Raw genomic sequence first — 14,079 nt, forward strand, 5'->3', positions numbered from 1 at the left:
GACCGCACCCCCGCCGCTGCGACTAACGAACAAGTTCGTAAGTCTCGCTAGCTCCCCCATCGAGGGGGAGGGGGAATGATTCAATTCGTCCAGTAGATATAATCCTGCCCGTCCTGCCACGGCGCGTTCAGCGGCACGTCGATACGCACCGGCCCCTCGACCAGCCCCGGCCAGATCGGTTTCGCCATGCCCTTGTTCTGCGCCTCGAGCATCGCCGTCATCGCGGCGACGCGCGCCGGTTCGGCCGAGGCGAGGTCATATTGCTCGGTCGGGTCCTCGGCGAGATCATAGAGCCGCGCCTTCGCGGGCCGCTTGGTCACCTGCAGTTTCCAGTCGCCCGCGCGCACCGCGCGATACTCGCCCGAGCGCCAGAACAGGGCTGCGCGCTTCGCCGGCCCCGCCAATATGTCCTCGCTGTCGATCACGCGGCCCGTCGGCAGCCTCGCCCCCGCCGCCGCCGCGATGGTCGAGAAGATGTCGATATGCCCCGTCATGTCGGCGCGCGTCGATCCGGGTGCGATCTTCGCCGGCCAGCGCATGAAGAAGGGCGTGCGGATGCCGCCCTCGAAGAAGGTCGCCTTCCACCCGCGGTGCGGCTTGTTGAGATCGGGCATGCCATTGTACCACGCACCGCCATTGTCGCTGGTGAAGATGACCAGCGTATTGTCGTCGATCCCCGCGGCTTTCAGCTTCGCCATGATGTCGCCGATCCGCCGGTCGAGCTGCGCGATCATCGCGCCATAGACACGCGTTTTGTGGTCCTTGATCGCCGAGAGCTTCGCATAATCCTCCTTCGTCGCCTGCAGCGGGGTGTGCGGCGCGTTGAACGCGAGGTACATAAAGAAGGGCCGGTTCCTGTTCGCCTCGATCGCGGCGATCGCCTGATCGGCGAAATAGTCGGTCATATGCCCCTTGGGATGGAAACGTTCGCCGCCGTTGAAGGTCACCGCGTGGCGGAGGTTCGCCCACAGGAAGCGGTCGATCGGGTCCCACGGCAGTTTGGCGTTGACGACGTCGGCATCGTCCTCGGGCAGGAACATCGCCGCGCCGCCGAGCACTGCCAGGCTCTCGTCGAACCCTTGGCGCTGGGGTTGCAGCTTCGGCGCCTCGCCCAGATGCCATTTGCCGATGTGCAGCGTGTGATAGCCCGCGGTCTTCACCGCCTCGGCGATCGTCACCTCGCTTGGCGGCACCCCCATGTCGGAATAATCGGGAATGTCAGGGGTGATCAGCTCCTTGTGGAATATCGCCTTCAGCGGTCCGACGCCGTCGCCATGCGCGAGATTCTCTGAAAATTGCACCGGCACCGCGGTATATTCGAAGCCGAAGCGCGTCGCATAGCGCCCCGTCATCATCGCCGCGCGCGATGGCGAGCAGGTCGCGTTGGCGGCATAGGCGGTGGTGAAGTTCATGCCCTGCTGCGCGAGCGCGTCGATGTTCGGCGTCTTGACGATCCCGCCCGCGACCCCGCCGCCGTTCAAGCTGATGTCGTTCCACCCCAGGTCGTCGGCAACGATCAGGATGATGTTCGGCGGTCGCTCGCCCCCGGACGGACTGGCGGGCGCCGCCGCCGGCCCCGCTTGCCACGCCACCCGCCGGTTGGGCTGCACGGGCTCCTGCCAGTCCTGGATCAGCCCGGGCAGGCGAAACTTGTTCGCCTCATACGCCCAATAGCCCCCCGCTCCCAGCAGAGCGACCACACCCGATGCGATCCAGCGCTTCCTCATCCCGGCCCCTCCTATCCGAATGTCAGTATTGCGAGGTGCACGAGCGCCGCCGCGAGCGCGAGCGACAGCCCCACGGTGACGCGCGGGCTCGCGTAAAAACCGATCTGGCGCTGCGTCGGGAAAGAGAAAGTGCTCTCGATCCCCAGCGACTTCGCCGGATGCGCCGCGCGGAACCGGGGATCGCTCGCCATCCGCACCAGGTCGCGGCGGCTGCGGTAGCGCATCGTGCCGACCAGCGACCAGCCGGGATCGGCTTCGGTGTTCCAGGCATCGATATAGCCGCCGACCTTGTGCCCGACGAACAGGGGATGCCCGCCGCGCCGCATCAATCCGCGCACGAACGGGTCCGAATAGCGCCGCAGCCATTCGCTGCCCTCGCGCGTCTCGCCGCTCGCGGGATCGGTGACCGGCCCCGGGCGCGTCCGCACGAGGTTGAGCATCACGAACTCGCGCCCGTCGTCGGCCTCGAGGAAGGCGCGCAGCCGCTCGGCATCATTGCCCGTCGCATCCATGCGCGGGCCAAGCGTCGCGAGAAAATCATCGATCTCGCCGCGCCGGAGCGGGCGGCGAAAGCCGTCGTAAAAGAACAGGAAGGCGAGCCACAGCAGCAGCGCACCCGCCCAGATCGCCGCGATCACCAGCCCCCGATCCTCCATCGTCCCACCGACTTTCGATTGTTTCGTATATTATGGCACTATATGTGTCATTATGTACCGCGCGATGCAAGATCGTTCGGCGCGGCATTGACCCCGGCGCCGAGCTGGGCCAGCGGAGACTCATGGGAACGAAGGTGGAATCGAAGCAGAAAGAGCCGGCACCGCCGCGCATCGACGGGCGGCGCGAGCGCAGCCGGTCGAGCCGCGCGCGCATCGTCGCCGCGATGCTCGACCTCATCGACCGCGGCGATCTGACCCCCAGCGCAGCGCGCGTCGCCGAGGAAGCGGGGGTGGGCCTGCGCACCGTGTTCCGCCAGTTCGACGACATGGACACGCTCTACCGCGAAATGTCCGAGACCATTGCTGCGCGCGTGCTGCCGATCGCCAACGCGCCCTATGCCGGTACCGATTGGCGCGCCGATATGCGCGATCTCGTCGGGCGACGCGTGCGCGTCTTCGAAACGATGCTGCCCTTCCGCCTTGCCGCGAACATCAAGCGCTACCAGTCGCCCTTCCTGATGGGGCAGTACGGCCAGGTCGTCGCGCTCGAGCGCGACTATGCGCTGCGCCTGCTCCCCGACGCGGTGCGCCGCGACAAGGTCAGCGTCGAGGCTTTGTGCGCCGCGCTCTCCTTCCAGACCTGGCGCGCGCTGCGTCACGATCAGGGGTTGACCGCCGCGGAAGCGGGCCGGGTCACCGCGCATATGGTCGAAGCGCTGATCGCCGCGATCTCAGACGCCGCCGCCTGACGCGGCGCGCCGCGCGCGCCGCCGGCGCTGCCAGCCCCAGATCGGCAGGGTTAGTACCGCGATCCCGCCGCCCAGCCACAGCCCGGCCGCGATCGCGCGCTTCTTGCCCTGCTGCTCCCACGCATAGCGGTTGATCTGCTCGTCCGCCGTATAGCCCGCGGGCATGTCGAGCACGCCGTTCGCCTTCGCATAGGCGCGATAGTCGGCCATCATCGCCGCGAAGCGGTCGGGCTCGGCCCCCGACAGGTCGCGCGTCTCGCCGGGATCGCGCTTCAGGTCATAGAGCCGCCATTTGCCGTCGCCCGTCGGCGCCAGGTTGCGCACCAGCTTGTAGTCGCCGCGGAACAGCGCGCTGTTGCCCGAAAGCTCGTAACCCAGCGGATCGTCGCCATGCACGCTGCCCGCCGCGCCGCCCAGCATCGGCACCAGGCTGCGCCCGGTCACCGGCTCGACCGCCTTGCCCTTCCACTCGCCACCATGGCCCTCGACCCCCGCCAGTTCGGCCAAGGTCGGCAAGATGTCGGTGACATGCGCCAGCCCGCCGTTCACTGCGCCCGCTTGGACCTTGGCATTGCCCGGCCAGGCGACGATCAGCGGCACGCGCAGTCCGCCCTCGGCCGCGCTGAACTTGTAGCCCGACAGCGGCGACGCGGCCGCGCTCGCCCAGCCCGGCCCGATCGCGGCGAAACTGCCGCGCCGGCCGATGTTGGCGGCCGACAGATCATATTGCATGTCGAGGAACAGCCGGTTGCGCAGGCTGCCGAAGGGATTGGTCGGCTCGGCGCCATTGTCCGACAGGAAGACGAAGATCGTATTCTCATATTGGCCGCTGGCCTTGAGATGCGTCACCAGTCGCCCGATCTCGCGGTCCATCGCGGTCGCCATGCCGGCATAGGCCTGCATCACGCGCACCGCCGCCGCGCGCTCTTCTTCGTTCTGCTTCACCCAGTCGGGGGTGGTCGCCATCACCGCCATCGGCGCGCCCGCGGGGACGATGCCCAGCGCCGCCGCGCGCTTCGCGCGCGCTTCGCGCAGCTTCGTCCAGCCGTCCCGGTACATCGCCGCATAGCGCGCGATGTCGCTGTCGGGCGCCTGGATGGGGATATGGTTCGCGAGGAAGTTGATCGACGCGAGGAAGGGTTTGCCGCTCGCGCGGTCGGCGTCGATATAGTCGATCATTTTCTCGACGACGAAGGTCGAAGAATGGAAATTCTTGGGCAGCGTCGCGGGCTTGCCATTCTCGGTCCACGCCGCCGTATCGTACATCCCCTCGATCGGCCGCTGCTCGAAATTGTCCGCCCCGGCGTCGGCCAGGCTGAAGGCGCGGTCGTAGCCGCGCGCCTCGGGCAGCCGCGTCCGGTCGCTCCCCAGATGCCATTTGCCGGTGAGATAGGTGTTGTAGCCCGCGGCGCCGAACAGCTCGGCGATCGTCACCACGCGGTGGCTCATCGCCGTGTCGTACCCCGGCTTGCCGCGATGCGCGTCGGGGATCGTTTCGGGCATGTTGCCCAGCCCATTGCGGTGGTTCATCACCCCCGTCTGCAGCATCGCGCGCGACGGCGAGCACGACCCCGCGACATGAAAGTTCGAAAAGCGCATCCCCGCATGGGCCAGCGCGTCGAGATTGGGCGTCGCAAACTCGGCGCCGAAGGCACCCACATCGCTGAACCCCCAATCGTCGGCGAGCAGGATCACGATGTTCGGCTGTTTGGGCGCGGGGACAGGGCGCGCGGCCTGAACCGGAGCCAGCAGCAGCGCCGCCGCGAGCGCGCTCGTTCCCAGCCTCTTCATCCCGCGAATCCTCCCCCTGCCGCATATTATGACACATATAATGCCGATAGTTTCGCTGCATGGCAATGTCCGCGTTCGCCCTGTCCCGTTGCGCCTCATTCTCTGCTATTGAGAATTATTCTCAATCATATTATGAAAGGCCAAGCCAGCGGAGAGGTGAAGCCATGATCCAAAAAGCCCAACGAGGAAATGCCTGTCACCGCCGCTCAGGGCGGCTGTGGTCGCGGGCCGCGGCATGAAGCACGTCACCTTCCCCGAAGCGCCGCCCGTCCGCGCCGACCTGCTCACCGCTGCGGCGCGCTGCTGGCGCACCGAACGCGACGCTGGCCGCGCCCCGACGCCGCCGCTCCACGCGTTGCTCGCGGAAGCGCAATGCCCAATGCTCGCCGCCGCCTTCGACAGCCTGTTCGGCCTCTACGAGGCCGCGGTCGGCCGCTCCTTCGCGGTGGGCTGGTCGGCGGGATTGTCCGAGGACGAGCAATTGCTCGCCAATCTCCTCCGCACCACGGGCCAGCTGCCGCGCTGCCTCGCGCTCGACGAGGGCGCCGCGCAGACGCTCGACTGCGCGCTCTGCTCGACGCGCGCCCTGCTCGGCCTCGCCGGCAAGGATGACGGCCGCCCCGCCGCCGCCTAACCGACGCAGCGCATCGCAAAGGCCCAGAACAGCGCATATTCGCGATATTCGCTCTTCAGATCGCCGCTGCCCTGGTGCCCGCTGTCCATGTCGGTCAGCAGCAGCGCCGGGTTGGCGCTCGTCGATTGGTGCCGCACCTCGGCGACCAGCTTCGCGGGCTCCCAATAGGGCACGCGGTCGTCCTTCAGCCCCGCGGTGCACAGCAGCGGCGGATAGGGCACCGCGCGGACATTCTCATAGGGCGAGATCGACGCGATATAGTCGTACGCCCGCTCCTCGGCGAGCGGATCGCCCCAGTCGGGCCGGAACAAGGGCACCAAAGGATGCGCGGCGTCGCTCATCGTGTTGAGCATGTCGACGAAGGGAACCTTGGCGATCACGCCGCCCCAAAAAGCCGGGGCGATATTCATACTCGCGCCGACGAGCAGCCCGCCCGCCGACAGGCCGTAAGCGACGACCTTGCCCTTCGCCGTATAGCCCTCGGCGGCCAGATATTCGGCGCAGGCGACGAAATCGGTGAAGCTGTTGCGCTTGGTGAACTTGCGCCCGCCGAGGAACCAGCGCCGGCCTTTTTCGGACCCGCCGCGCACATGCGTGATCGCATAGCGCCACCCCCGGTCGACCAGCGTCAGCGCGGGGATCGAGAAGAGCGGATCGCTGTTCACGCCGTACGAGCCATAGCCATATTGCAGCAGCGGCGCCTTGCCGTCCTTTGGCGTCCCGCGCCGCGACAGCAGGGTGATCGGCACCGTCTCGCCGTCGGGGGCGGGCGCCATCAATCGCTCGACGACATAATCGTCGGGATCGAAGCCCGCGACCGCCTGTCGCTGGACGACGGTCTGCGTGCCGCTCTTCAGGTCGACCGAAATCCAGCGGCGCGGCGACTTGGGCGATTCATGGACGATCAGCACCGCGAGCGCGGCGAAGTCCTGCTCGGCGGGCAGTTCGATCGCATAGGCGGGATCGGCGAACGCGACCTTATGCTCGCTCCCGTCGGCGCGCTGCACGACCAGCTGGTGCAATCCCTCGACGCGCTCGAGCCGCACCAACGCCGCCGCGAAGGGCTGCACCTGCAATATCGGCACCCCCGGCCGGTGCGGCACCAGCGTTGCCGCTGTCTCGAAGCTCTTCGCGTCAAGCCGCAGCAACTTCATGTCATAGGAATCGTCGGCGTCGGTCGTCGCGATCAGCGCGCCGTCCCATTCGTCGATCTCGTAGCGCACGCCGCTCTGGCGCGGCCACACGATACGCGGCTCGCCCGTCTCGTCGCCCGCCGCGACCAGCCTTACCTCGGCGGTCTCGGGGCCCGACAAAGTCAGCGCGACAAAGCCGTCGGCCGCGGTGCGCTTCACCCCCATGAAGATCGCCGGGTCCTTTTCCTCATAGACCAGCGCGGTGGTCTTGCCGTCGAGCGAGGTGCGATAGAGCCGCGTCGGCCGGTTGCGCGCGTCGCGCCAGATCCAGAACAGCCAGCGCGACGAGGGCCCGAAGACCAGCCCGCCATAACCATAGGCGTCCTTCTCGACGAGCGTGCGGATCTCGCCGCTGTCATTGTCGCGGAGGCAGATGCGGTGGCGGTCGTTGCCGATGATATCCTCGGCCCAGGCGAACCAGCGCTGGTCGGGGCTCGGCTGGTGCCCCGTGCTGCGATAATAGGGCCGGCCGTCGGCGCGCACCGCCTCGTCGACCAAAGTCTCGACCGGGCCATCATCCTTGCGGCGGCTGTAAACCGCATGCGCCGCCCCCTCGGGCAGCGCCGAGCTATAGGCCCACCCCCCGCGCACCACCGCTGGCGCCGCGACCGCACCCGCCGACCGCGCGAGCATCGCCGCGACCAGCGCGTCCTGCTCGGCGCGCACGGGTTTCAGCACCGCCTCGGCATAGGCGTTCTCGTCGCCCAGCATCTTCGCGATCGGCGCGGGCAGGTTGGTCCGCGTGCGCTCGCCCTCGGCCGGGATGAACTTCATCCACGAATAGGCGTCGTCGCGCGTGCGGCCGAGTTGTTCGATCGCTTGCGGGATGCGCGGCGAGGTCGGCGGCTTCGCCGCGGGCCAGCGCCCCGCCGCTTTCGCCGCCGCCTTGGCCCAGCCGCTGCCGCCGCTCGCCACGAACGCCAGCGCTGCGCCGCCGCCCATGAATGTCCGCCTTGCCGCATTGTCCAGCTTCGCCATCTCGACCGCTCCCTCGGGTTCGTCCTAATGGCCCCAGCCTATGGAACAAGCGCTGGCATACTGCGCCGATCAGGCCCGCCGTTCCACCGTTCGGGCAAAATCGGCGGTGATCGTGTTCGTCGAGGATGCGACGCGGGATGACGGGTTGCGGGCGTTAGCGGACGAAAGCGATCCTCCCCGGCACGGGGAGGGGGACCAGCGAAGCTGGTGGAGGGGCACAGGCGGCTTGTCTTGCCGGTGAGGTGCTTCGCTACGGCGACGTTGCCGGAAATGAAGGGCTTATCGGTCCGACGTTACGCAAACGTCCTGTGCCCCTCCACCACCCTTTGGGTGGTCCCCCTCCCCCTGCGGGGGAGGATCGGCAATCCCGCTCCCCACCCCAAAGCCGCCATCTCGCGCCGCCATCCGCCTGCCAACCCGCTGGCCCGATAGGGCGCGATAATGGCCCGACCATCGCCGACACGCGCCTTCAACCTGATAGCTTGATCGTCGGAAATTGCATCGCAGTCGCAATCAGGGAGGCAAGCATGTCCATTGCATCGGTAAAGCGGGTCGTGGTTTGGGGGATTTCGGCGCTGGCGCTCGGCCAGGCGACGGGCGCGATGGCGCAGGATGCGGCCGCCGCGCCGACCGACGACAGCGAGATCGTCGTCACCGCCGCCAAGCGCGAACAGTCGGTGCGCGACGTCTCCGGATCGGTCTCCGCGGTCAGCGAGGCGACGCTGCGGAAGCTCAACGCGCAAAGCCTCTCCGACTATATCACCCGTGTCCCCGGCATCGTCTTCAACGATTACCAGCCGGGCGTCTCCGAGGTCGTGATCCGCGGCATCGCCTCGACCACCTATCACGAGGCGAACCAGGCGACGACGGGCTATTATCTCAACCAGGTGCCGCTGATCGAGCCCGGCTTTCCGCTCGTCATTCCCGACGTCGACGCGTTCGACGTCAACCGTGTCGAGGTGCTGCGCGGGCCGCAGGGCACGCTCTTCGGCTCGTCGTCGCTCGGCGGCGCGGTCAACTATGTCGTCAACGAAGCCGACCCCGGCGGCTTCGACGCCGGTTTCGAGGGCAGTCTGTCGTCGACGAGGCGCGCGGGCGAGGTGAATTACGCCGCCAAGGCGATGGTCAATGTGCCGATCGCGACCGACAAACTGGCGGTGCGCCTCGTCGCGCTCCAGCGCGTCGACGCCGGCTATCTCGACAACACCTTGCTCGGCGAGGACGGCAGCAACGACCTGCGCGTACGCGGCCTGCGCGGGTCGATCGTCTTCACCCCGACCGAGACGACGACGCTCTCGGCGCTCAGCATGTATCAGGAATATGATCTCGACGATCAGACCTATGTGATCTTCGGGCCGCCCAGGACCTTCGACCGCGCGACCAATGTCGCCGAATTCCAGGACACCAGCTTCATGCTTCACAGCCTGAAGCTCGAACAAGACCTCGGCTTCGCGACATTGACCGCGATCGGCAGCTACACCGAGAAAAAGGCCAATCTGGCGTTCGACAATTCGATCTTCGGCGGCAACGATCCGCGTACCGGCACGCCCGCGCTGGCGAGCAGCGACGGCAAGTCGAAGACCGAATATGGCGAGCTGCGTCTCGCGTCGCCCGACACCGGGCGCTTCCGCTGGCTGATCGGCGCCAACTATACCCGCCTGCGCTCGAACAATGTCGACGGCACCTTCATCGCGGGGATCGGCGACTATATCGATGCCAATCCCGGCATGTTCGGCGGCCAATCGGGCGACACGCTGGCCCCCGGCGACCTCGCGACGCGCACCGTCAGCAGCAACCGCGTCACCGAAAAGGCGGTCTTCGGCGAAGCTTCGTTCGATATCGTCGACAGCCTGACGCTGACGCTCGGCGGGCGATTGTTCGAATATCGCTCGAGCCCGCGCCTCCAATATCTGCCCAACGCCAACCTCATCCCGCCCTTCGACTTTGCGCCTGGCACCAGCAAGGATTCGGATTTCATCCCGAAGGTCTCGCTGACGTACAAGCCCGATGACGACGTCATGGTCTATGCGCTCTATTCGGAGGGTTTCCGCATCGGCGGCATCAACGTCTATTCGGCGGCGGTGCCCGGGCTGCCGCTGACCTTCGAGAGCGATACCACCAAGAACTACGAAATCGGCACGCGCTTCGACCTGATCGACAAGACGCTCAGCGTCGATGTCACCGCCTTCCACATCGACTGGGACAATATCCAGGCGCGGCTGTTCACGCCGGTCGACTTCAATGCCTATACGGTGAACGGCGGCGGCGCCGACGTCGACGGGGTCGAGATCAGCCTGACGCTGCGTCCGACGCGCAACCTGACCTTCGCGTCGAACGTGACCTACAACGATGCGCGGCTGTCGTCGCTGCTCCCCGACAGCTTCGCGCCCGGCGGTGGCTATGCGAAGGGGACGCAGCTTCCGGGTGCGTCGGACTGGATCCTGTCGAACAGCATCGATCTCAATTTCCCCGATTCATCGCTGAAACCACGGTTCAACCTGTCGCACCGCTATATGTCGGGGGCGCCGGTGGCATTCGGCGCGGCGCTCGAAAAGGGCGATTATCACATCGTCGACCTGAACGCCTCGGTGACGGTCGCCGATCGCGTCGAACTCGGGCTGTTCGCGAAGAACCTCTTCAACCAGTACGGCATATTGAACGCGCCCTTCTCCTTCGCGGGCTCGGTGACGCGCCCGCGCACGCTGGGCGCGACGCTGCGGTTCAGTTTGAATTGACCGGGAAATCCTCCCCGCTTGCGGGGAGGGGGACCGCCCGCGAAGCGGGTGGTGGAGGGGGCTCGCAGCCTAACGCAACGTAGCGTAGCGTAAGGACGCGAACCCCCTCCGTCAGCGCTCCGCGCTGCCACCTCCCCGCAAGCGGGGAGGAATTTAGCTAAAACCCCGACAGAAACGCCGCGACATTCTTCCCCAGGTCGCCGACGGCATAACCGCCCTCCATCACGACCAGCGTTGGCAGTCCCAGCCCCGAAATCGCCCCCGCGATCCAGGCATAATCGGGCCGCTCGAGCATGAAGTTCGAGATCGGGTCGCTGCTGTGCGTATCCGCCCCGAACGACACGATCAGGCAGCGCGCGCCCCAGTCCGTAATCGCCCGCAGCGCTGTCTCGAGCACAGGCCGGTAAGCCGCCCCGTCGGTCCCGCGCGGCAGCGGCAGGTTGAGCGTCGACCCTTCGCCCGCGCCTTCGCCGCGTTCGTCGGCGTGCCCCCAGTAGAAGGGGTAATCGGTCACCGGATCGGCGTGGATCGACGCGAAGAACACGTTTCCATCCTCATAGAAGATGTCCTGCGTTCCGTTGCCATGATGATAGTCGACATCGAGGATCGCGACCGGCCCCAGCCCCAGCGCCGCCGCGCGCCGCGCCGCGATCGCGGCGTTGTTGAGGTAGCAATAGCCGCCCATATAGTCGCGCCCGGCATGATGCCCCGGCGGCCGGCACAGCGCGAAGGCATGGGCATCGCCTTCGGCGAGCCGCTCGAGCGCGGTCAGCGCGCATTGCGCCGACCAATAGGCCGAGGTCCAGGTCCCCGCGGCGATCGGCGTCGAGGCGTCGAAGCTGTAGAGTCCGATATCGGCATCGATCCGCGCGAATTTCCGCGCCCGCCGCCGCACCACGGGAAAGCTGTAGCCGATCGCATCGCCCTTGCGTCCCGCGGCGACCCAGCCGTCGTACGCGCGCTCGAGGAAGGCGAGATAGTCGGCGTCGTGCACCGCCAGCAGCGGCTCGCGTCCGAAATCCTGCACCGGCTGCCAGTCGGCGAGCGCGTCGACGATCGAACGCGGCCGCTCGGCATTCTCGGCATAGGGCACGAACTCGCCATTGTGCAGCTCGCGCTCGGGTGCGTGCTCGGCCTGTCGATCGTCGAAGAAAAGCTTCACCTCTGTCCTTCCATCCACGCCGCGAGCGTCCGGTCGTTATGCCCCGCGACGATCTCGGCAAAGCCCGCCGCGCTTTCGTCCTGCCCCAGCTTGAACACCGGCTCGGCCGAGCGGATATGCGCGCGAAAGGCGACGATGTGCGTCAGCATCGTCTCATAGCGCGGCCCGACCCGGTCGGTCGACCAGTTGCCGCGCTCCATCGCCGCGACCAGCCGCTCGATCGCCTCGCGCGTCTCGCCCTCGACCAGCTCGACCTCGACGCGGTAGCGCAGCGCCGCATAATTCCACGTCGGCGCCCAGTCGGGCTTCGACACCAGCGCCGGCGAGACATAGCCATGCGGCCCGTTGAACAGCACCAGCCCCTTGGGATCGGCGCGGAAATCGGCGACCAGCACATTGGCCCGCGCGCAGTGCCCGAACAGCGACACCACCGCGCCGTCGGCGTCGGTCTCGGCGAGCAGGGGCAGGGGACTCGCGTTGAAATTCGCCGACACCAGCCAGCCGAGCGGATAGTCGGCGATCAGCCGCGCGGGATCGTCCGCGCGGCGCGGCTCAAAGACCCCGGTCATGCCCGACCGTCTCGCCGATCCACGCCGCCTGCTCGCACAGCGCACGCCGCGCGAGCGAAGAAATCGACATCGCCTCCAAAAAGCTGTGCGTCGCTCCCTGATAGGTCTCGGCGCGCACCGCCACGCCCGTCGCGGCCAGCTTCGCCGCGAACCCATGGTTGCAGTCGGCCAAAATGTCGCATTCGGCGATCGCGACGAACGCCGGCGGCAGCCCTGCCAGATCGGCCAGCAGCGGCGCCACCAGCGGCTCGCTCAGTTGCTCCGGACCGTCGACATAATTGTCCCAGAAGATGTCCATCTCCCCGACCTCGAGCGAAAAGCCCTCGCCGAAACGGGCATAGCTCGGCAGATGCTCGGGCGCAAAGGCGCCGTAATTCAGCACCATGCCCGCGGGCAGCGCCTTGCCCTGCGCGCGCCGCAACAGGCAGGCCGCGACCGACAGATTGGCCCCCGCCGAATCCCCGCCGATCAGCACGCGCTCCGCATCGAGCCGCAGCGCTTCGGCATTGGCCGCGATCCAGTCGAGCGCCGCCGAACATTCCTCCAGCGCCACCGGGAATTTATGCTCGGGCGACAGGCTGTAATCGATCCCGACCACCGCGATCCCCGCGCGCGCCGCATATTCGCGCATCAGCCGGTCGTGCGTGTCGATGCTGAACAGCGTCCAGCCGCCGCCGTGGATGTAGAGCATGGCCGGCAACACCGCATCGGCCACCGGCCGGTGCAGCCGCAGCCTTATGCCGTCCAGCGCGATGTCGCGGCTTTCGGCCATGATCGGGCCAGCCTCGCGCCACGGCCGGCGCACCCGCTCGGCTATGGCGCGCCGCGTCGCCATGTCGGCATCGGGGACGCCATGCTCGGCATAGGCGGCATTGATCGCATCGACGAAGCGGCGGATGTCGGGGTCGACCATCGCGTCCTGCACGGCATCCAAGCCCTTCGACATATTGGCATTCTCCCCGGACGGTCTTTCCATCCTGATAGCTTTTGTGCCCTCGCTTCTATCGCCCGTTCGGGCCAATCACCACGCCGCACAGGCCATAGCCCGGCTTGTGACTGTTCAGTGACCGCGAAGGCCTGTAACATGGCGTTTACTGATATTTGTGGAGATCGGGCCATGAAGCACAGTGTCGACGTTCTCTCGTTCGATCGCCCCGTGATCGCGCTGCAGGACGAATATCCCGCGGGCTTCGTCGACCCGATGCACAGCCACGAGCATGTCCAGATCCTCTACGCTTCTTCCGGCGTGATGTCGGTGCGCACCCCCGAAACCAGCTTCGTCATCCCGCCGCAACGCGCGGTGTGGCTGCCTGCGGGCATGAAGCACGAGGTCGCGTGCCGCGGCCCGGTGTCGCTGCGCACGCTCTACCTGCCGAGCGCGCCGGGCGAGGAAGCCCGCGCCTGCCGCGTGTTCGAAGTCTCCAACCTCTTGAAGTCGCTGATCCTCGCGGCGTGCGACTTCCCGCCGCTCTACGACGTCGCGGGGCGCGAGGGGCGGATCATCGGGCTGCTCCTCGACGAGATCGAGCTGATGCCCAACGCCCCCTATCAGGTGTCGATGCCCGCCGACCTCCGGCTGCTGCGCGTCTGCAACGCGATCCTCGCGGACCCGGCGGACCCGCGCGACATCGACGATTGGGCGGGGCTCGCCGCGATGGGCCGCCGCACCTTCACGCGCAGCTTCAAGCAGGAAACCGGCATGGGCCTCGCGGTCTGGCGCCAGCAGGTGCGGCTGATGGAGGCGCTGTCGATGCTCGCCGCGGGCGCCTCGATCACCCAGGTCACCTACGAGGTCGGCTACGACAGCCCCAGCGGCTTCGCCGCGATGTTCCGCCGCGCCTTCGGCGTCCCGCCGAGCCAGTATCTGAAGGCGTGAGGATCCTCC

Annotated in this window: 11 protein-coding genes; 4 read left to right on the forward strand and 7 right to left on the reverse strand. The window is 67.3% G+C overall.

What is annotated here, in order from left to right:
* Positions 1 to 80: 80 nt before the first annotated feature.
* Positions 81 to 1,727, reverse strand: a complete 1,647-nt coding sequence (locus AC1RNQ_RS09890; RefSeq protein ID WP_493170897.1) for a sulfatase-like hydrolase/transferase — start codon at positions 1,725 to 1,727, stop codon at positions 81 to 83.
* An 11-nt stretch (positions 1,728 to 1,738) separates the two neighbouring features.
* Positions 1,739 to 2,383, reverse strand: a complete 645-nt coding sequence (locus AC1RNQ_RS09895; RefSeq protein WP_493170899.1) for a hypothetical protein — start codon at positions 2,381 to 2,383, stop codon at positions 1,739 to 1,741.
* Positions 2,384 to 2,505: 122 nt separating this feature from the next.
* Between AC1RNQ_RS09895 and AC1RNQ_RS09900 the strand changes: the two genes are divergently transcribed.
* Complete coding sequence (locus AC1RNQ_RS09900; protein ID WP_493170900.1) at positions 2,506 to 3,132, forward strand: TetR/AcrR family transcriptional regulator; 627 nt, start codon at positions 2,506 to 2,508, stop codon at positions 3,130 to 3,132.
* Here AC1RNQ_RS09900 and AC1RNQ_RS09905 read toward each other — a convergent pair.
* Positions 3,115 to 4,923, reverse strand: coding sequence for an arylsulfatase (locus AC1RNQ_RS09905; RefSeq protein WP_493170902.1), 1,809 nt, complete (start codon positions 4,921 to 4,923; stop codon positions 3,115 to 3,117). The two genes, AC1RNQ_RS09900 and AC1RNQ_RS09905, sit on opposite strands and share 18 nt — an antisense overlap.
* A 235-nt stretch (positions 4,924 to 5,158) precedes the next feature.
* On the opposite strand from AC1RNQ_RS09905, the gene AC1RNQ_RS09910 reads away from it, so the two are divergent.
* Entirely contained in the window at positions 5,159 to 5,557 is a 399-nt protein-coding gene (locus AC1RNQ_RS09910) for a hypothetical protein (RefSeq protein ID WP_493170903.1), read from the forward strand.
* On the opposite strand, the gene AC1RNQ_RS09915 is transcribed toward AC1RNQ_RS09910, so the two are convergent.
* Entirely contained in the window at positions 5,554 to 7,728 is a 2,175-nt protein-coding gene (locus tag AC1RNQ_RS09915) for a S9 family peptidase (RefSeq protein ID WP_493170904.1), read from the reverse strand. The two genes, AC1RNQ_RS09910 and AC1RNQ_RS09915, sit on opposite strands and share 4 nt — an antisense overlap.
* Before the next feature lie 527 nt (positions 7,729 to 8,255).
* On the opposite strand from AC1RNQ_RS09915, the gene AC1RNQ_RS09920 reads away from it, so the two are divergent.
* Positions 8,256 to 10,463: a TonB-dependent receptor gene (locus tag AC1RNQ_RS09920; RefSeq protein WP_493170907.1), complete on the forward strand. Its 2,208-nt coding sequence runs from the start codon at positions 8,256 to 8,258 to the stop codon at positions 10,461 to 10,463.
* A 157-nt stretch (positions 10,464 to 10,620) separates the two neighbouring features.
* Here the strand turns inward: AC1RNQ_RS09920 and AC1RNQ_RS09925 are convergent, their stop codons facing one another.
* The 3 genes from AC1RNQ_RS09925 to AC1RNQ_RS09935 are packed head-to-tail and all read right to left on the reverse strand — an operon-like array spanning position 10,621 to position 13,140.
* Positions 10,621 to 11,625 (reverse strand): histone deacetylase family protein, encoded by a 1,005-nt coding sequence (locus AC1RNQ_RS09925; RefSeq protein WP_493170909.1) that lies wholly within the window; start codon positions 11,623 to 11,625, stop codon positions 10,621 to 10,623.
* The gene (locus AC1RNQ_RS09930; protein ID WP_493170910.1) at positions 11,622 to 12,194 is read right to left on the reverse strand and encodes an FMN-binding negative transcriptional regulator; all 573 of its coding nucleotides are present in this window, start codon (positions 12,192 to 12,194) and stop codon (positions 11,622 to 11,624) included. The genes AC1RNQ_RS09925 and AC1RNQ_RS09930 overlap by 4 nt, the downstream gene beginning before the upstream one ends.
* Positions 12,178 to 13,140 carry an alpha/beta hydrolase gene (locus AC1RNQ_RS09935; RefSeq protein WP_493170912.1) on the reverse strand — a complete coding sequence of 321 codons (963 nt, stop codon included), beginning with the start codon at positions 13,138 to 13,140 and terminating at the stop codon, positions 12,178 to 12,180. The genes AC1RNQ_RS09930 and AC1RNQ_RS09935 overlap by 17 nt, the downstream gene beginning before the upstream one ends.
* Before the next feature lie 171 nt (positions 13,141 to 13,311).
* Here AC1RNQ_RS09935 and AC1RNQ_RS09940 point away from each other — a divergent pair, with 171 nt between their 5' ends.
* Positions 13,312 to 14,070, forward strand: a complete 759-nt coding sequence (locus tag AC1RNQ_RS09940) for an AraC family transcriptional regulator (protein WP_493170914.1) — start codon at positions 13,312 to 13,314, stop codon at positions 14,068 to 14,070.
* Positions 14,071 to 14,079: the final 9 nt, after the last annotated feature.

It is taken from the genome of Sphingopyxis sp. GW821-FHT12F08, from assembly GCF_058806755.1.